Genomic DNA, 19,338 nt, shown 5'->3' on the forward strand with positions numbered 1-19,338 from the left:
CATTACGCATCAGACGGTCGGTAGTTTCCAGGGGCTGCGGTAATGCGCCTTCGCGAGGTCGTTGGCGTTGCTGTCGGCGGTGATGGTCTGAGTGGTTTCGTCCCAGTTCAGTTTGCGGCCTGTGCGGTAAGCAATATTGCCTAATTGGGCGTTTACGGCTACATTGCGGCCCACTTCTGCCGGGGCGTTGGGTTGCTGTCGGCTTCGCACACATTCCACAAAATTGAGCGTATGCTTATCGAGGTCACTGCCATAGCGCAGATGGCGCGGCATGGCCGGTGTCAGGTATTGGCCGCTGTCGGCTTCGGGCAGTAGTTCCCAGCCGTCTCGGTCAACCACCACCGTGCCGAAGTTGCCAATGAAAGCCACCCCATGTTCGCGGTCGAAGGGGCCCCGCCCGATGCCGATAGCCTGCTCCCATTGCAGGGTGAACTCAGGAAATTCATAAATCGCCTGCATCGTGTCGGGGGTTTCGCCCGCGTGGTTGGGAAAGCCGAACCGCCCGCCCATGGCTACCACTGATGTAGGGGTCGTCACGTTCATGCCCCACAGAGCCATGTCGATCATGTGTGCTCCCCAGTCGGTCATCAACCCCCCGGCATAATCCCAGAAGTACCGGAAACTGCCATGAAAGCGGTTTTTGTTGAAGGGCCGTTCTGGTGCCGGGCCAAGCCACATGGCGTAATCGACCCCCGCCGGAACCGGTTCATCGGGCAGCACCGGAAACGTTTTGCCGTAGGGCATGTAGGCCCACGTTTTTACCGTCCGAACTGTCCCGATTTTCCCAGCCCGAACATAGTCGATGGCTGCTTTCCAGTGCCCTCCGCTCCGTTGCCACTGCCCCACCTGCACAATGCGTTGATGTTTTTTGGCAGCCGCCACCATCAGATTACACTCTTCAATTGAATTAGCGAGTGGCTTTTCCACGTAAACGTCTTTCCCGGCCTGACAGGCCATCACCGTTGGTAAACAGTGCCAGTGGTCGGGGGTGCCAACAATAACGACATCGATGGCCTTGTTATCCAGCACCCTCCGAAAATCGTTGTATAAGACCGGTTTGGGGCTACCCGCCACCGTGCCAGCCAGTTTGTCGAGGTCGGTAGCCCGCCGATTCATCACGTTCTGGTCCACGTCGCACAGGGCCGCGCACCGAACTCCTGGGTGCTTAAGCATCGATGTCAGGTCGGCCCAGCCCATGCTGTTGCACCCGATGAGGGCCACCGAAATTGTTTCGGCAGCCGAACGGATTGGTGGTTGAGACGAATTGGCCAGCAGTTGGTCGGGCAGCAGTGCACCCGTAACGGCCATCTGAGCCGATTGGTGCAGAAATTGGCGACGAGTGTTTGTCATGGGAAAGGGGTGTAAGCAATCGTGTTTTTCGGGAGTGTTTTGTCTGACAATAGTGGCGTGCGGGCGTTTTTGAGGTAGTTGGTGTGAATCATAAGATTTCGGGTATTAGCTCCACCGATACGCAAAAACTGGTTTGTGCCCGGCTGAGCCACACACTCATTGATGATCCCATTGCGGCAATCGGTAAGCAACAGAGCGGGCCAATCAGATGTTTTGTGTGCCTGCCGCGCCGAAATGTCGCGCAGTCGGAAGTTGCTTACATTGGTCAGTACCAGCCCACTCTGCCAGCCGGGTTCGGGCTTTTCGTCGTTCCAGCGCACGGCGATGTTGTCGAGCGTCAGACCATCAACGCCCTCGAAGCGCATAGCGTGAGCAGTGCGTTTGTCGGGCGTGGCTTCAGGTTCCATAAACACCTGAACGTTGGCGATGCGGATGTTTTCCAGGGGTTTTCCCACGGTTGTGATGATCCGGCTCGTTCCCTGGGCGTGAGCAATCACGTTATCGATGGTGATGTTTTTGATGGCCCCTACTGCCGAGGTTGGGTTGCGTTTTTTGAGTACGAAATAAAACACCTCTGCATCGCCCCACCAGTTCCAGTGTCGTCGGTGCAGGTCAATGGTCAGGTTCGAGAACTTGATGTCGCTCACCGTTGCTCCATCCTGCACGTTGATACCCATGCCTTTGTTAGCATCGCGGATAACGCAATTGCTGAAAATGACGTGCCGGATGGGCGATAGCGTTTCCGTGCCAATCATCAGGGCGGTCGATGAACTGGTCAGGATACAGTTATCGACCACAATGTTTTCGGTTGGGTACGATTTGCCGCTGGGTTTAAAATCCCATGAGCCTGATTTGAGACAAATGGCATCGTCGCCGGTCGAGATGATGCACCCCGAAATATGAGCGTTGCTGGTTCCGTCGAGGTCGATACCATCGGAGTTTACGCCCATCTTCAGGTCAGAGGTAATGGTTACGCCCCGAATCTTCACCTGCTGGCACCCCCAGATGCGCATACACCAGAGGGAGGTGTTTTCAAACGTCACATCGTCGATTGTGATGCCGGTACATTCTTTAAACAGCACCCCAAACGCGCTGTTGCCTACCCGGTAGCTGCGTTTCATTTCTACGCCCGCTTTTTTGGCAATTTCTACCTCTTTGGCAATTTCTACGTCGCCGTAGTTGTAATCGGTCCACTGGTATTTTGCCTGCCCGTCAATTTTTCCCCGGCCTGTAATGGCGATGTTTGTGGCGTTTTCGGCATAGATAAAACCGTCAGCTTTGAAGGCCGGATTGGGCAAATCGGCGTACAAAATGGCCCCGGCATCCACCTGAAGCGTGATATTGTCGTGTAGCACAATGCCAAGGCAGGTATAGTGGCCGGGCGGCACCTGCACCACGCCCCCGTTTGTTGTTCGGGCGGCTGCAATAGCGTTGGCAATGGCCCCGGTTGCATCATCGCCTTTTTGGCCGGTAGCTCCATACTCGCGAATATTATAAATCGGGGGTGAGCCAATTGCAACTGTACTGAGGAATAGCAGAAAAAATGAGAATAAATACTTGATTATCATAGAATCGGGTAGGTTTCAGTTGGTCATTTCTTCGCTTTCTCCGCTTCAAGCAATAGCGTCACAATGGTCCGATGGCCGTTGTCGCGGGCGCGGTCGATGGCGCGGAACCCGTCGCTGTCCTGATAAAAAACGTCGGCTCCCTGCGTCAGTAAAGCCTTTACTGCCAATTCGTTACCCGTCCAGGCTGCCTGCACCAATTCTTTTCCCAGTTTCCCGTTTCCGGTTGTGCCCGATTGGTTTGGCCGGATCGAAGCCGCCACCTGACCCGTCCGCAGAACGGTGCGTGTGCTGGTCAACTGACGTTCCTGAGCGAGTTGGGCTTGTCGAACGGAGTCGGGAGTTGCCACAAATCCGCTAAATCATGGTACATGACCCAACATGCACAGGGGCGAAAACTGACTATCAGGGAAAAACGATTCCGTCTGTGCAGATTATACAAACAACTCGCAGACTAAAAGGGAGATTTGTTACTAAATGAACACCACGTCGTCAATGACATCGGTTCCCATGTCTTTGTTGATGACCTGAATGAGCTTTTGCTTGGCATTCACGAGTTCGCTGCGGAGGGGGGCGGAGGTCAGTTCGATGTGCAGCTTACGGTCGCGGACGTAGATGCGGTTGGTGCGTGAGGCAATAGCCTGCCCCATCATGCGGCCCCAGAACGCTTCGAGGTAGGTTTCGTTAAAGCGCGATTGAAGCTGATAATGTTTCAGCAACTGCCCGATGGCGTCTTTTACGGTGGTGGTGCCAGCTACGCGGGTGGCGTTTTCGCGATTGTATTTGTAGGGCTGATGCATACGGGGCGGTGTGTCTTTCCTACAAAAGTAAACAGCCCCCGGTTTTACTACCTATGCCGCTGACCAATTTTTTAGAAAAATAAGGGAACGGGCAGAAATCGCGGCAAACGTTTGGAAACAGGCGCGTTGGCTTGTATACTTGCGGCATCAAGTCAATTCTACGCGTTGCTTACCGTCGTCAACGCGCGTTGATTTATACAGAAGCGGGGAGAGATCAGGCTCTTCGAACCGCTGGCAACCTACCACTTGGCAAGGTGCTAACTCCTGCCTAAAATGACCCAAACGTGGTCATTAGGAACTATAAATCGAATACGAACATGCTCTGTATCAGATGCTGTATGCCCTACGGGGCCAGCTAAAGCACATCCGCCACCCGCACACACCAGATCGGGAGTGATTTGGCGTGCCATTTTTCAGTTGTAAAGTTATCGGGTTGTACAGTTGTAAGGTTTGCAACCACCCAACTCCACCGCCCGCTCAACTTTACAACCCTACAACTTTTACAACTTTATAACTCCGTCAAAAATGTCTTCTCAACTGCATTTCGATACACTGCAACTGCACGCTGGTCAGGAGGCCGACCCCACTACCAACTCGCGGGCGGTGCCTATTTACCAGACAACCTCTTACGTCTTCAACGATTCGGCGCACGGTGCCGATTTGTTCGCGCTGAAGGCGTTTGGCAATATTTACACCCGCATCATGAACCCCACGTCCGACGTGTTTGAGAAACGCATGGCGGCTCTTGAAGGGGGCGTGGCCGCTTTGGCCGTGGCATCGGGGCAGGCGGCTCAGTTCATTGCCCTGACCAATATCCTGAATGCGGGCGATAACTTTATTTCGACCTCGTTTCTGTATGGCGGCACCTACAATCAGTTCAAGGTGTCGTTCAAACGGCTTGGCATCGACGCTCGTTTTGCCAATGGCGACAAACCAGAAGCCTTTGCCAAACTGATCGACGAAAACACGAAGGCTATTTACCTCGAAACCATTGGCAATCCCGGTTTCAACATTCCTGATTTTGATGCCATTGCCGAGTTAGCCAGGCAACATGACCTGCCAATTATTGTCGATAACACCTTCGGGGCGGGTGGCTACCTGTTCCGGCCTATCGAACACGGCGCGGCTGTGGTGGTGGAGTCGGCTACGAAATGGATTGGCGGCCACGGTACGAGCATCGGCGGGGTGATTGTCGATAGCGGTAACTATAACTGGGGTAACGGCAAATTTCCGCAGTTCAGCGAACCGTCCGAGGGCTACCACGGCATGGTGTTCAGCGACGTGTTTGGCGTGGGCGGCCCGTTTGGCAACATCCAGTTTATTATCCGAGCCCGCGTCGAAGGGCTGCGCGATTGGGGACCGGCCATTAGCCCGTTCAACTCGTTTTTGCTCTTACAGGGCCTCGAAACGCTCTCGCTGCGCGTTGACCGCACGGTACAAAACGCCCTCGCACTGGCACAATGGCTCGAAGCGCACGAACAGGTTGACGTTGTAAATTACCCCGGTCTCGAAAGTAGCTCATACCACGAACTGGCGAAGAAATACCTCAAGCGCGGCTTCGGGGGCGTATTTACGTTCAAAGTGAAGGGCGGAAAAGAGGCCGCCGATCAGTTTGTGAACAGCCTGAAATTAGTGAGCCATCTCGCCAATGTCGGCGACTCAAAAACGCTGATTATTCACCCGGCCAGCACCACCCATCAGCAACTGAGCGAACAGGAACAGGCCAGTGCAGGCGTTGAACCCGGCCTGCTGCGTATTTCTGCCGGTATCGAGCATCTTGACGACATCAAGGCCGATCTCGAACAGGCGTTTGCCCAGATTGCCGAACCCGTAGCAGCTTAATTGTTTCAGGTACTGTGTTCTATGTACTACGGGCACTCAGTCCACTGTAGCACATAGAACACAGTATTAGGTACGTAGGATATGACCTTTTTCGATTACAAATATTCGTTTCCACTCGAATCGGGGCAAATCCTGCCCGGTTTCCGGTTGGCCTATACCACACGTGGCACATTAGACAATACAGCCTCGAACGTGGTGTGGGTATGCCACGCCCTGACCGGCAACGCCGACGCGGGCGACTGGTGGGGCGGTATGGTTGGGCCGGGCAAATACTTCGACCCTGCCCGCGACTTCATCGTCTGTGCCAACGTGCTGGGATCATGTTACGGCTCAACGGGGCCGCTGTCGGATAATCCTGAAACGGGGCAACCGTACTACTACGATTTTCCGACCCTCACGATTCGCGACATCGTGGCGGCTCTCGATTTGCTGCGTCAGGAGTTAGGTATCGAAAAAATCCGTACCTGTATTGGCGGGTCGGTAGGGGGCGAGCAGGCGTTGGAATGGGCTGTTATGCAGCCTGATGTTATTGATAATGTGGTGGTTATTGCCACCAGTGCGGTGGCATCGCCATGGTGTATTGCGTTCAACGAAGCCCAGCGGATGGCTATCGAAGCTGATCCTACGTGGGGCGAACGCCGTGCCGATGCGGGCATGGCCGGTATGAAGGCCGCCCGCGCTATGGCCATGATTTCGTATCGCAACTATGATACCTATGGCTTCACGCAGGCCCTCGACAACAACGAACAACTCGACGGTTACAAGGCCGCGTCGTACCAACGCTATCAGGGCGAAAAAATCGCCGAACGCTACAATGCCTTCACCTACTGGACGCTCTCGAAAGTGATGGACTCACACAACGTGGGGCGCAATCGGGGCAGCATCCTGAACGCGCTGGGGCAAATTAAAGCCCGTACACTGGTGGTCGGCATTAGTTCCGACTTGCTGTTCCCACCTGGGGAGCAACAATTTTTAGCCCGTCACATTCCCAACGCCACCTATCAGGAAATAGACTCGCTCTACGGACACGATGGATTTTTGATCGAGTTTCGGCCTTTAACCAATATCATCCGAAGATGGATGGAGTCGGCGGCTGCGGAGTCGCTTGTGCCAGTGTCTGCGCGTTTATGAATTGAGAATTACTTCGAGCAATCCACTTTTTCAGCACCATTGTGCCGGGAAATTTTAACCCGGATTTATTGCTGAATACCATTTTGCCGTTTTGCTCACTCACGTTGCCATACCCCTCGCTGAGTTCATTGTTTTTTACCAGAAATGCCACCTGCCGAACGGATTTCTGCCCCTCCGACAGAAAGGTGTAATCCGCCATCAGCGTGTCGCCCATCATCCGCCCGCTCAGGGTGCCGGTATTGGCGTCTTTACCCGACAGCCGGCGCAGGGGCCGTAGCGACAGCGGCTGTTGTTTCGCCTGTGGCTGAGGTGGTCGATCTGCTCTCGTCCGACTTTTTCTGATCCTGGCAGGCCATTGATAGTGCTATTACAACGAGCAGACTAATTTAAGGAGGGAGTTCGTAGTAAAGTAAGTTTGGTTAGAGTAGTTTCGGGTACGTACCCGCTTTTGTGGAAAGCAAGAAAAACAATATTTTTATGGCTCATCATTGGAATCGGCGAATGTTTACCCGGATTGCTTTAACGGCAGGGGCATCTTACTTCATTAAACCTTTATTAGCTTCTGGAGAAAAACAGCAGGTCGCCGTAACTGGCAAACGGGTGGGTATTATCGGGTTAGACACCTCGCATAGCATCGCCTTTACCAAAGAGCTGAACACCAACCCAGCAAGTGCCAATTGGCAGGGCTACCGGGTCGTAGCGGCCTACCCCAAAGGCAGTAACGATATTGAGAGCAGCGTGAAGCGCATTCCCGGCTACATTGATGAGGTCAAAAAAATGGGCGTGCAAATTACGGGTTCAATTGACGAGTTACTGAACCGTGTAGATGTCGTATTGTTGGAAACCAACGATGGGCGATTGCATCGCGAACAGGCATTGAAGGTGATTGCAGCTCGCAAACCCTTTTTTATCGACAAACCCGTTGCGGCTTCGCTTACCGACATTATCTTTATCATGGAGGCTGCAAAAAAAGCCGATGTCCCGCTGTTTTCGGCCTCTTCGGTGCGCTATATGAACGGCATCGATGCAGTCGACAAAGCACAGGTGGTTGGGGCCGATACTTTCAGCCCGGCCCTACTCGAAAAAACGCATCCCGATCTGTTTTGGTACGGGATTCATGGCGTTGAAGCTCTCTTCGCCGTGATGGGAACGGGTTGCCAAAGCGTTACGCGGCTACACACGCCCAACACCGACATTGTGACAGGCGTTTGGGCCGACGGTCGGGTAGGGGCGTTTCGCGGAACCCGGACGGGCAAGCATACGTATGGGGGAACCGTTTATACCAACAATGGCCCGGTCGTGCTTGGTCCTTATGGTGGTTATACCCCTCTGCTGAAAGACATTGTTCAGTTTTTTGAAACGGGGCATGCACCCGTTAATGCCGCTGAAACGCTGGAAATTTACACATTTATGGAAGCAGCCGACGAGAGCAAACGCAAAGGCGGGGTTGCCGTTCGTTTGGAAAGCGTATTAAAACAGGCGCAAGAAAAGGAGTAAACATATTCATTTATGGACTTTCGGGTACGTACCCGAAGTGCCTTAGCCACACAAAACCTGCTGCAATGACAGATAACCTACCCCCAAAACCCGTTGCTGGCCTTGAAACACGTCGGCTGTTTTTGGGACAGCTACTCACTGGAACAGTCGCTTTAACAGTCGGCGGTATACTGCCCGGGTTTAGCCCCCGAAGTTACGCCCGGATCCGGGGGGCCAATGAGCGTATTCAGGTAGGCATGATGGGCGTCAATAGTCGCGGGCTGGCACTGGCCAACACGTTTGGTTTACAACCCAACTGTGCGATTCGGGCGGTTTCGGATGTAGACTCCCGGGCGACCGCGCGATGTATTGCCGCTGTTGAGAAAATTGGACAGCCAAAGCCCAACGCGCAGCCCGATTTCCGAAAGGCGTTGGAGGATAAAGACCTCGATGTGCTGGTGATTGCTGCCCCCGATCATTGGCACGCCCCTGCTGCTATTCTGGCTGCTAAAGCCGGTAAGCACGTGTATCTGGAAAAACCCTGTAGCCACAATCCGCATGAAGGCGAACTGTTGGTAGCGGCCCAGAAAAAGTATGGTACGGTCATGCAGATGGGCAATCAGCGTCGGTCATGGCCCAACGTGGCGGCTGGAGTGAAAGCCGTGCGCGAGGGCGAAATTGGCCGGGCTTATTTTGCGAAGGGCTGGTATACCAACAACCGGCCATCTATCGGCATGGGCAAGGCCGTTGCTATACCCGATTGGCTCAACTTCGACCTCTGGCAGGGACCGGCTCCACGTAAAGCATTTAAAGACAATATTCTGCACTACAACTGGCACTGGTTCTGGCACTGGGGAACGGGCGAATCGCTCAATAACGGCACCCATATGCTCGACCTGATGCGCTGGGGACTGAACGTTACCTATCCCACTCGCGTCAGTTCATCGGGTGGTCGTTACCGCTATCAGGACGACTGGGAAACGCCCGACACGCAGGTGATTAGCCTCGAATTTCCGAACAACACGGCCATGACCTGGGAAGGGCGAAGCTGCAACGGGCGGACGATTGAAGGCAGCAGCGTGGGCGTGGTTTTCTACGGAGACAAAGGGTCGGTTCAGATTGAGCCGGGCAATGCTTACAAAGTTTATGATCTGGAAAACAAGCTGGTACGGGAGGTCAAAAACGACGTGGTGATCAATGCCCGCGACAATATGAATCCCTCGCAGGCGTTGGATGCCCTTCATATTCAGAATTTTTTCGATGGTATTCGAAAAGGAGCTGTGTTGAACTCCGACATGCTGGGGGGGCATCAGAGTACATTGCTTTGCCAGTTGGGCAATATCGCGCTGCGCTCCGAATCGACCCTGCACATCGACCCTGCTACCGGACATATTCAAAATAACCGAGCGGCTCAGTCTTTCTGGAAACGGGATTATGAACGCGGCTGGGAACCCACGCTATAACGCTATGCTCTATAGTCAACCTAACCATACTCCGAAATGAAAGCACCCGCCAACGTTCTTGATGTCGGCTCGCTCACCGGGCGGCAAACCACTCTGTCGATTCTGCTTATCGGCGTCCTGTTTTTCGTATTTGGGTTTGTTACCTGGGTAAACGCCATTCTGATTCCTTACTTCAAAATCGCCTGCGAACTGACCAACTTTCAGTCGTATTTTGTAGCCTTTGCGTTCTACATATCCTACTTCATCATGTCGGTGCCGTCGTCGTATCTGCTGAAACGGGTGGGCTTTAAACAGGGTATGATGATTGGTTTCTGGGTGATGGCCGTGGGCGCGTTCACGTTCGTACCAGCCGCTCTGAGCCGTACCTACCCTGTGTTTCTGCTGGGGTTGTTTCTGCTGGGTATCGGGCTGGCGATCCTGCAAACGGCAGCAAATCCCTACATCACGGTTCTGGGGACAAAAGAACGGGCGGCTCAGCGAATCAGCATCATGGGCATTTGCAACAAAGCGGCTGGCATTCTGGCTCCGATTCTGTTTGCCGCTGTTATCCTCCGGGCTACCGATACCGATTTGTTTAGTCAATTGCCCGGCATGAATCCCGCCGAAAAAGCAGGAGCCTTAGACGCCCTCGTTCGGCGGGTGATTGTGCCGTATTCGGTCATTGGCTGCATTCTGATTGGGCTGGGCCTGTTGGTACGGCTGTCGCCCCTGCCCGAAATCAATACCGAACAGGAAACGGCGGAAGTAGCAGCCGCCAATGAGCATAAAACCTCAGTGCTGCAATTCCCGCATTTGGTCATGGGCGCGTTGGCTATCTTCCTGCACGTCGGCACACAGGTCGTTGCTATCGATACCATCATCGGGTATGCCGGGTCGATGGGAATCACTCTGCTCGAAGCCAAAGCGTTTCCTTCCTATACGCTGTTCGTAACGATTTGTGGCTACGTTCTGGGTATCATACTGATTCCAAAATACGTGAGTCAGGTTGCTGTATTCCGATTCTGCACCGTACTGGGTCTTATGCTAACCCTGCTCATTCTGTCTGCCAGTGGCACTATCATGCTACTGGGCCACCGGGCCGACCTGTCTATCTGGTTTGTGGTATTACTGGGGCTGGCTAATTCGCTGGTGTGGGCGAGCATTTGGCCGCTGGCCCTCGACGGGCTGGGGCGGTTTACGAAAGTGGGCGCGGCTCTGCTGATTATGGGCCTGAGTGGCAACGCAATTCTGCCGCTGATTTACGGCTATGTGGCCGATGGCTACGGTCTCCGCAACGGCTACTGGGTGCTTTTTCCCTGTTATCTGTACCTGGCTTTTTACGCGTTCTACGGCCACAAAGTTCGCCGTTGGAGGATTCTGTCTACGCAAAAAAAACGTACCCATGAACCGCACTGGCAGGGAAACCCCACGGCTTAAGCTTATCAATGGCCGTATCCTAACGCCCCAGCGCATCATCCCGAACGGAACGATTCTGATGGCAGGCGGGACTATTGTCGATGTTGTTGCGGGCGACCTGGAAGTACCCGGCGCCGAGGTACTGGATGTCGGGGGGGCCTACGTGTCGCCGGGGTTTATTGACCTGCATGTACACGGTGGGGGCGGTCATGACTTCATGGATGGCACCGAAGAAGCTTTTCTACAAATTGCCCAAATCCACGCCCGATATGGCACCACAGCCCTCGTACCCACCACCCTGACCAGCCGCTTAGACGAACTGGTCAACACGCTGTCGGTCTATGAACGGGCCAACGCCCGCAATACGACAGGTGCCTGTTTCCTGGGGATGCACCTCGAAGGGCCGTATTTTGCCATGAACCAGCGGGGGGCGCAGAACCCACGCTACATCCGCGACCCCGACCCCGCCGAATACCGGGAAATTCTGGAGAGTTCGTCGGCCATAGCCCGCTGGAGTGCCGCGCCCGAACGACCGGGTGCGCTGGCGTTTGGCGATTACCTACGCTCAAAAGGAGTGCTGGCATCCATTGCTCATACCGATGCTCTGTATGAGGATGTGGCATCGGCAGTGGCCCATGGCTATCGGTTAGTGACGCATCTCTACAGTTGCATGAATGGCGTGAGTCGGCGGAACGGGTTCCGGTATGCAGGCGCGATAGAGGGTGCCTACCTGCACGACGAATTAGCCGTTGAACTGATTGCCGACGGTGTGCATCTGCCGGGCCCGTTGCTTCAGTTGGCTTACAAAATTAAAGGACCCGATGGATGTGCCCTCATCACCGACGCCATGCGGGCTGCCGGTATGCCCCCCGGCCCGAGCGTGCTGGGGAGCCTGCACGATGGTCTCGATGTGATTGTGGAAGATGGCGTGGCCAAACTGCCAGATCGTCAGGCATTTGCGGGTAGCGTAGCTACCGCCGACCAGCTATTGCAAACCATTCTGAAACTCACTGACATTCCGCTCCTGGACGCTGTCCAAATGATGAGCTGTACGCCCGCCCGGATCATGGGCGTAGCCACTCGAAAAGGCGAACTGCGAGCCGGGTATGACGCCGATCTCGTTGTCTTGGACAACCAGTTTTCCGTACAACTGACGGTGGTGGGAGGGCAGGTCGTTTTTCGGCGCGAAGCAACTCCAATTTCTGTTTAGACTATTTTAACTAATTGATTATGCTTACACAATCCAGCACCAATCGACTCATTTTACACCAATTCAACAGCCGGACCGACTTAGGTGAGCAAGCCGCCCGGGCGGTGAGCACCTTCATGCGGGAATTACTGAAACAGCAGGCAACTGTTCACATGATTTTTGCGGCTGCACCTTCGCAGGAGGAGTTTCTGGCGGCCTTAGTTACCCAGCCCGACCTCGACTGGAGCCGCGTCGACGCCTTTCACATGGATGAGTACGTGGGCTTACCCAATGATGCAGCTCAGCGGTTCGGCAATTTCCTGAAAGAGCGCATTTTTGACCGGGTTCCTTTCCGAAGTGTGCATTATTTAGATGGAAATGCTCCCGATCTGGTGGCAGAGTGCCAGCGATATAGCGAACTTTTAGAACATTTCCCGGTCGATATTGTCTGTATGGGCATTGGCGAAAACTGCCATATCGCCTTCAATGACCCGCACGTAGCAGATTTCGATGATCCAGTGCTCGTGAAGGTGGTTGACCTCGATTCGGCCTGCCGACAACAACAGGTAAACGACGGCTGTTTCGTTCAACTCGACGATGTGCCAACCCACGCCCTCACACTGACGGTTCCGGCTTTGATGCAGGCCCCGCATGTGTTCTGCATGGTGCCGGGTACGCACAAGGCCCAGGCAGTGTACCATACGATCCATTCACCCGTTAGCGAAACTTACCCGTCAACGATTTTGCGCTGGCACGAAGATGCTCAACTGTTTATCGACCGGGATAGTGGCTCGCAGCTGTCGTAAGCGTACATTCGACAAACTAAATGAACAACTTGCTGCGGTATTTATCCCCGTTTAGAAAAGAGGGAGTACTGACGAATATGTACGTGTATGGCGAAAAAGGAATTACAGGGAGTGAAGGAAATTGCCCGGCGGGCAAATGTAGCCATCGCGACGGTGGACCGGGTGATTCATAACCGAACGGGCGTTTCGGCCAAAACCCGCGAGAAAATCAATAAGATTATTGAAGAGCTGAACTACCAGCCAAACCTGCTGGCCCGGCGACTCGCTTCAGGCAAGGTTATCAAACTGGCCGTGCTGATTCCGTCGGTGACGGATGAAACCGATTTCTGGGAAGCTCCGCTGCGGGGCGTGCAGCGGGCCGAAGCCGAGATTCGGCAATATGGCCTGTCGGTGCAGTTATTCCTGTTCGACCTGAACGACAAGCACTCGTTTTTATCGCAAACGAATAGGATTCTTCAGAGCGACATCGACGGAGTGGTGCTGGCTCCGATGTTTGTAGACGAAACCCTGACGTTCGTGACCGATTGCCGGAGAAAGGGTATTCCCTATGTATTTATTGACTCTAATATTCCTGACGGTCAGAACCTAAGCTACATCGGTCCCCCGCTACACCAGAGTGGTTATCTGGCGGGTCGTCTGTGTACGTCGGGCTTACAGCCACAGCAGTCTGTGTTGCTGGTGCATATTGCCACCGATATTGACAGCTATACCTACCGGCAGATCGAGCAGGGGTTCCGGACCTATTTCGCCGATCATCTACCCGAACAGCCCCTATACCGGGTAGACATTCATCAGACCGACGAACCATCGGTTACGCAGGCCCTTGGGGCAGCTTTTTCCGGGCATTCTACCGTGGGTGCTGTGTTCGTAACTAACTCGCGGGCGTTCTTAGTTGCCCGGTTTCTGGAAGACTTTACGCTGATCGATAAACCCCTGCTGATTGGCTATGATCTGATTAATGCGAACACCCATTATCTCGATAATGGCTTCATCGATTTCCTGATTTGCCATCAACCCGACGATCAGGGCTACCGGAGCATCATGACATTGTACCAGTATCTGGTTTTCTCGGCAACGGTGAGTAAAGAACATTACATGCCAATCGACATTATTACGCGCGAAAACCGGGCATACTACCGAAATTGACCGCTTTTGTCTAAAGGGCGATTAGCCAAATTTTTCACGGTTTTTCTTGAAGAACACATAATTTATCAAAATAGATGCAGCAAATTTTGAAATTTAAAAACGAATCGTATTTTTACGGGTACGTACCCGTTCATTAGTTAGTTCAGCTCTTTTTTGAGTAAAATGTCTTACGATGCAATCATGAAAAAGTTGTTCACCTCAACCGACCAACCTCAGGTGAAAAAGGTGAAAAATTTTTTATTAATTGATTCCGGGTACGTACCCGCTTTTTGTTTGTTCGTATTCAACCTTAATCATTCGTCTATGAATTCGTGTACAGTTTACAGACTATTTGGGGTGGTAGCAGCCCTGTTACTGAGCCTGGGCGGATTTGCTCAGACCCCTCGTGAGATCAGCGGCAAGGTGATCGATGCCCGAACGCAGGAGAGTATTCCCGGTACTAACGTTGTTGTGAAAGGAACCACAAAGGGAGTAGTTACAAACAGCGAGGGCGTGTTCAAAACGACCGTTAACCCCGGCGATGTGCTGGTTTTCACTTTCATTGGCTATAAAGCCCATGAAGAAATGGTTGGCAATCAGACTATGTTACAAATCAGCCTCTCGGCCAGTGCGTCGAATATAGATGAGGTGGTGGTGATTGGCTACGGAACGGCTAAAAAGAGCGATTTGACGGGGTCGGTCGTGCGAATCAATGCCGATCAGTTCAAGACTCAGCCAATAACCCAACTAACTGATATGCTAACGGGAACGGTGGCAGGTTTCTACGCTAATCAAAGCGCGTCGGCGGCTGGTGGCAGTACGCTGGAGATTCGGGGGCCAAATTCGCTCAATGCATCGACAGACCCGCTGGTAGTACTGGATGGCGTTATTTTCAATGGGAGTATTCGCGATATTAACCCAGCCGACATTGAAACGATAGATATTCTGAAAGATGCCAGCTCAACCGCCGTGTATGGCGCAAGGGCCGCGTCGGGAGTGATTATCGTAACGACCAAGCGCGGCAAAACCGGCAAACCGATCATTTCGCTGTCGACCAAAGTAGGCGTAGCAACGCCGACAAACTCGTTTAAGCCGATGGGCGTCGGGCAGTATTTGGACTTCCGGCGCGATGTACTGCGTCAGGCGAATCCGGCCCTGCCCAGCTACTATTTTTATAATCCTGACCGCCTGCCCGAAGGTGTTACACTCGAACAGTGGCGAACAGCCAGCAGAAACCCACAGGCCGATAACACCAACGAATGGCTGGGGCGGCTACGGCTGTTTCCGGTAGAGATCGATAACTATCTGGCGGGGCGCACCGTCGATTGGTACGACCGCGTAATTAAGCCGGGTGTTCGCCAAAGTCATGATTTAAACATTAGCGGAGGGGCCGAACGGGTAAATTATTTCTGGTCTATCGGCTACGACAACAACGAGGGATTGATTCGGGGAGATAAATTCTCAACAGTCCGCACTCGTCTGAACGTGGATATGCAGGTGACAGATTGGCTACAGGCGGGTGTGAGTGCCCAATATGCCGACCGCGACGAAAGTGTGGTGCCTGCCGACACGGTCAACATGTACCGCATGAGTCCGTATGGCTCCGAGTTTGAGACCGATGGACGGGTGAAATGGTTTCCGCACGATTATTCGGCGGTCGCAAATCCACTCATTAATTACTACGGGCAAGATCGGCTCCGGCGGTTCAATACGTTGTTTGCATCAATCTATGCTAAAATTAAGTTGCCACTTGGGTTCGATTATCGGGTTTCGTTCCAGCCCCGCTACGAGTTCGGGAAGGATTATAATTTCTGGTCGTCGCAAACCATCGATGGGGGAGCCACCCGCTCGAACGGCTACGGCACGCGGGCCGAATCGTCGCTGTACGAGCGATTTATCGATAACCTGCTGCACTGGAACCGGAGCTTCGGGCAATCGACCTTCGACGTAACGCTGCTCTACAGCTCAGAGCAAAACCGAACCTGGTATACCCAACTTACCAATCAAACGTTCGTGCCAAACCAGAACTTAGGATATCATGCGCTTCAGTTCGGGTCTAACCCGTCGCTAACCAACAACGATACGCAGATCAATGGCGATGCCGCGATGGGCCGGTTAAACTACACACTAAAGGACCGGTACCTGTTTACAGCGTCAATTCGGCGGGATGGATACTCCGCTTTTGGGCAAAAAAATCCTCGGGCAAATTTCCCGGCCCTGGCGTTGGGGTGGGTCATCTCGGACGAAAAATTTTTCCAGTTCCGCCCGGTTAATCGGCTTAAGCTACGTCTGTCGTGGGGCGTGAATGGCAACCGGGCTATTGGCGCGTATGCAGCTTTAGCGCAATTATCGCCCAACCTCTATTACAACGGAAGTGCTGTGCAGGTTGGTGTAGTCAATTCGACGCTCTCCAACCCAAATCTGGTCTGGGAGAAAACGAAATCTATCAATATTGGCTTCGATGCGGGCCTACTTAACAACCGCATCGACATTACGGCGGACTATTACGACATCGTTACGACCGACCTGCTCATGAATCGGCAGCTACCGCAGCTTACAGGCTTTTCAAGCGTGGTAACGAATCTTGGCAAATTAGGCAACCGGGGCATAGAACTGACGGTGAATACGGTAAACGTAAACCAGCGAAACCTGTTGTGGAAGTCGAACTTTGTGTTCTCACTGAATCGTAACAAAATCCGCAACCTGTTTGGCGACTACGAAGAGGTGGAAGTTAACGGGCAGAAGGTGCGCCGGGAGGTGCCGGACTATATTAATCAATGGTTTCCGGGACAGCCGCTGGATCGCGTCTGGAACTACGACGTAACGGGCATCTGGCAAACCACCGAAGCGGCTGAAGCTGCCAGATACCGGATGGTTCCCGGCGATTTCAAAGCGGTCGACGTGAACAACAACGGTGTTTACGAAGCCCTGGCCGATAAGCAGTTTATTGGCTACACCCAACCCCGGTATCGCTTCGGTCTTCGTAACGATTTCACATTTATGCGGCACTTCACGGCTTCTTTCTTTGTCCGGGCCGATCTGGGCCATATCGGGCCGTTTGCCGAAGCTTTGCACGCCGGGTCTGAAACATACGACCGCCGGAACACCTACGCCATTCCGTACTGGACGCCAGAAAACGGGCAGAATGAGTACGCCCGACCGATGGTCAATTTCAACGCATACGGTGGTGGTATCATGATCTACAAACCCCGCTCGTTTGTGCGGGTGCAGGACGTGTCGCTGGCCTACAACCTACCCGCCGAACTTTCGAAGCGGCTCAAACTCAATAACGGACGCGTGTTTGTCTCGGCCCGTAACCTGTTTACATTCTCGAAATGGCCCGGCTGGGACCCCGAATCGGGTAATGCCCCGATGCCTCGTATTCTGATGATTGGTTTAGACTTTTCGCTTTAATCGCCCACTCTTCAACCCGAATCATGTATGAAACGCATAGTAAGTAAGCTCTGCATTTGTCTATCGCTGCTTTCGTTACTGTCCTGCCGTAAGGAATGGCTGGAACCTAACCCCCTCTCGTTTTTCACGCCCGAAAATGTGTATACCAACAAAGCCGGGTTTGAGTCGCTGCTCATTACGATGCGGAAAGACCTCAAAAACGAGAATACGGGGCCAATTAACTTTCTGATCAACGAATTTGCTTCGTCAGATCTGGGCGTAGCCAGCGTTCAGTTGGATTTCTATAAACTGACACCCAACACCGACCGCTACTACAAATACCTGTCGATGTTCACAACGGCATATGCATCTATCAAGAATGCAAACGTGCTGATCTCACGAATCGATGCCATCAAGTGGGATAGTCAGGACGTGCGAAACGCTCTCCTGGCCGAAGCTTACTGGCACCGCGCCTACTGGTACTACCGACTGGTAAACTCATACGGCGACGTACCCTTTATCGGCGAAGAATTGACTGGCCCGAAGCTCGATTTTCAGACGCATAGCCGTTGGGCGGTGCTGAAAAAGATTCAGTCTGACCTTGAATTTGCCGTGCAGCACTTGCCTGTGAAAGCACCGGCGGGCGTTATCTCGAAAGGCGCGGGCGATCATCTTCTGGCGAAGGTTTATCTGGCTAATCTGGAGTTCGACAAAGCCATCGAGGCCTCAACACGGGTTATTAATGGACCCTACGCCCTGATGCGAAATCGGTTTGGCATAACGGCCAACGATACCAAACGCAACCTGATCTGGGATTTGCACCGCCCCAAAAACTTCAACATTCCTCAGAATACAGAAACCATTCTGGCGATTGTAGATCGGTTTGAGGCACCACCGGGGGCGCGCTCGGGCGGATTGTACACCATGCGGCACTATAACTGCGCCTGGTGGAATACGATTATTCGTGATAGCCAGGGCAAAGCTGGGATGGTAGCAAGTGGCCCCATGTACGACTCGCTGGGGCGGGGTAACGGTAACGTTCGGCTGACGTCGTTTTACCAGTACGACCTCTGGAATTATAAAAACACAACCTGGAAAAACACGCCCGATCTCCGCCGGAGCGACATCAACTGGACCGACCTGAACGAGATTCTGTACAACAACCCGGCTTCGGTTGATTACCGCAAACCCGTACAGATCAGGAATCTGGCTGCTCCTGCCGATACATTCTACGGCTTATATGCCATGCCGCACTACATCATGTTTGTGCCACAGGATGACCCACTTGCCCAACCTTTTGGTGGTAACGGCGACTGGTATGTGTTTCGGCTCGCCGAGACGCACCTGATTCGGGCGGAGGCTAACTACTGGAAGGGCCTGATTGCCGAAGCTGCCAAGGACCTCAATATTGTACGGCAGCGGGCGGGTGCCTTGCCCGTTGAAGTAGGCGAGGTAACGCTGGACTTTATTTTTGATGAACGCGCCCGCGAACTTTTTGCCGAGGAGCCACGCCATTCAGAGCTGGTTCGTGCCTCATACATCCTGGCCAAACAGGGCCGCAATGGCTATAGTCTCGCCCAGTTCAGCCAAAAGAACTATTACTACGACCGGCTGATGGCGAAGAATATTTTTTACACTCGAAAGGTCAACTACATCGGTAACACCTCCGACATTGCCCCCTTTCATGTGTTATGGCCCATTCCGGCCAGCGTCGTCAACGCCAATACCCTGGGTATTATCAATCAGAACGTTGGTTACGACGGTGCCAGCCGTAACGTGCCCCCCGTCGAAACCATTCCTTAA

15 protein-coding genes and 1 riboswitch are annotated in these 19,338 nt (G+C 53.3%); of the genes, 11 read left to right on the plus strand and 4 right to left on the minus strand.

The window, feature by feature from the left end:
• Window positions 1-9 precede the first annotated feature (9 nt).
• The 4 genes from AWR27_RS01910 to AWR27_RS01925 all read right to left on the minus strand — a co-directional run bounded on the left by AWR27_RS01910 (window position 10) and on the right by AWR27_RS01925 (window position 3,715).
• A complete protein-coding gene (locus AWR27_RS01910) occupies window positions 10-1,350 on the minus strand; it encodes a Gfo/Idh/MocA family protein (protein WP_077129629.1) in 1,341 nt (446 codons plus the stop codon).
• Complete coding sequence (locus AWR27_RS01915) at window positions 1,347-2,918, minus strand: glycoside hydrolase family 28 protein (protein ID WP_077129630.1); 1,572 nt, start codon at window positions 2,916-2,918, stop codon at window positions 1,347-1,349. Before AWR27_RS01915 ends, AWR27_RS01910 begins: the two co-directional genes overlap by 4 nt.
• A 23-nt stretch (window positions 2,919-2,941) precedes the next feature.
• Window positions 2,942-3,265, minus strand: coding sequence for a hypothetical protein (locus AWR27_RS01920; protein ID WP_157579077.1), 324 nt, complete (start codon window positions 3,263-3,265; stop codon window positions 2,942-2,944).
• A gap of 123 nt (window positions 3,266-3,388) precedes the next feature.
• Entirely contained in the window at window positions 3,389-3,715 is a 327-nt protein-coding gene (locus tag AWR27_RS01925) for a DciA family protein (RefSeq protein ID WP_077129632.1), read from the minus strand.
• Window positions 3,716-3,905: 190 nt separating this feature from the next.
• Window positions 3,906-4,022, plus strand: a riboswitch (SAM riboswitch).
• Between the two features lie 218 nt (window positions 4,023-4,240).
• Here AWR27_RS01925 and AWR27_RS01930 point away from each other — a divergent pair.
• The 11 genes from AWR27_RS01930 (at window position 4,241) to AWR27_RS01975 (ending at window position 19,338) form a co-directional block, all read left to right on the plus strand.
• On the plus strand, window positions 4,241-5,557 hold the full coding sequence (locus tag AWR27_RS01930) for an O-acetylhomoserine aminocarboxypropyltransferase/cysteine synthase family protein (RefSeq protein ID WP_077129633.1): 1,317 nt from the start codon (window positions 4,241-4,243) through the stop codon (window positions 5,555-5,557).
• 81 nt (window positions 5,558-5,638) lie between these two features.
• Window positions 5,639-6,688 (plus strand): homoserine O-acetyltransferase family protein, encoded by a 1,050-nt coding sequence (locus AWR27_RS01935; RefSeq protein ID WP_077129634.1) that lies wholly within the window; start codon window positions 5,639-5,641, stop codon window positions 6,686-6,688.
• A 91-nt stretch (window positions 6,689-6,779) separates the two neighbouring features.
• The gene (locus tag AWR27_RS25160) at window positions 6,780-6,965 is read left to right on the plus strand and encodes a hypothetical protein (protein WP_157579080.1); all 186 of its coding nucleotides are present in this window, start codon (window positions 6,780-6,782) and stop codon (window positions 6,963-6,965) included.
• A 200-nt stretch (window positions 6,966-7,165) separates the two neighbouring features.
• The gene (locus AWR27_RS01940; RefSeq protein WP_077129635.1) at window positions 7,166-8,185 is read left to right on the plus strand and encodes a Gfo/Idh/MocA family protein; all 1,020 of its coding nucleotides are present in this window, start codon (window positions 7,166-7,168) and stop codon (window positions 8,183-8,185) included.
• Between the two features lie 65 nt (window positions 8,186-8,250).
• Window positions 8,251-9,627: a Gfo/Idh/MocA family protein gene (locus AWR27_RS01945; RefSeq protein WP_077129636.1), complete on the plus strand. Its 1,377-nt coding sequence runs from the start codon at window positions 8,251-8,253 to the stop codon at window positions 9,625-9,627.
• 36 nt (window positions 9,628-9,663) lie between these two features.
• Window positions 9,664-11,043: a sugar MFS transporter gene (locus AWR27_RS01950; protein ID WP_077129637.1), complete on the plus strand. Its 1,380-nt coding sequence runs from the start codon at window positions 9,664-9,666 to the stop codon at window positions 11,041-11,043.
• Complete coding sequence (gene nagA / locus AWR27_RS01955; protein ID WP_077129638.1) at window positions 11,009-12,232, plus strand: N-acetylglucosamine-6-phosphate deacetylase; 1,224 nt, start codon at window positions 11,009-11,011, stop codon at window positions 12,230-12,232. Before AWR27_RS01950 ends, nagA begins: the two co-directional genes overlap by 35 nt.
• A gap of 20 nt (window positions 12,233-12,252) precedes the next feature.
• Window positions 12,253-13,017, plus strand: a complete 765-nt coding sequence (locus tag AWR27_RS01960) for a glucosamine-6-phosphate deaminase (RefSeq protein WP_077129639.1) — start codon at window positions 12,253-12,255, stop codon at window positions 13,015-13,017.
• Between the two features lie 87 nt (window positions 13,018-13,104).
• Window positions 13,105-14,163 (plus strand): LacI family DNA-binding transcriptional regulator, encoded by a 1,059-nt coding sequence (locus AWR27_RS01965; protein WP_077129640.1) that lies wholly within the window; start codon window positions 13,105-13,107, stop codon window positions 14,161-14,163.
• A 303-nt stretch (window positions 14,164-14,466) separates the two neighbouring features.
• A complete protein-coding gene (locus AWR27_RS01970) occupies window positions 14,467-17,556 on the plus strand; it encodes a SusC/RagA family TonB-linked outer membrane protein (protein ID WP_077133742.1) in 3,090 nt (1,029 codons plus the stop codon).
• 27 nt (window positions 17,557-17,583) lie between these two features.
• Window positions 17,584-19,338, plus strand: a complete 1,755-nt coding sequence (locus tag AWR27_RS01975) for a RagB/SusD family nutrient uptake outer membrane protein (protein ID WP_077129641.1) — start codon at window positions 17,584-17,586, stop codon at window positions 19,336-19,338.

Source organism: Spirosoma montaniterrae (genome assembly GCF_001988955.1).
Classification (GTDB): domain Bacteria; phylum Bacteroidota; class Bacteroidia; order Cytophagales; family Spirosomataceae; genus Spirosoma; species Spirosoma montaniterrae.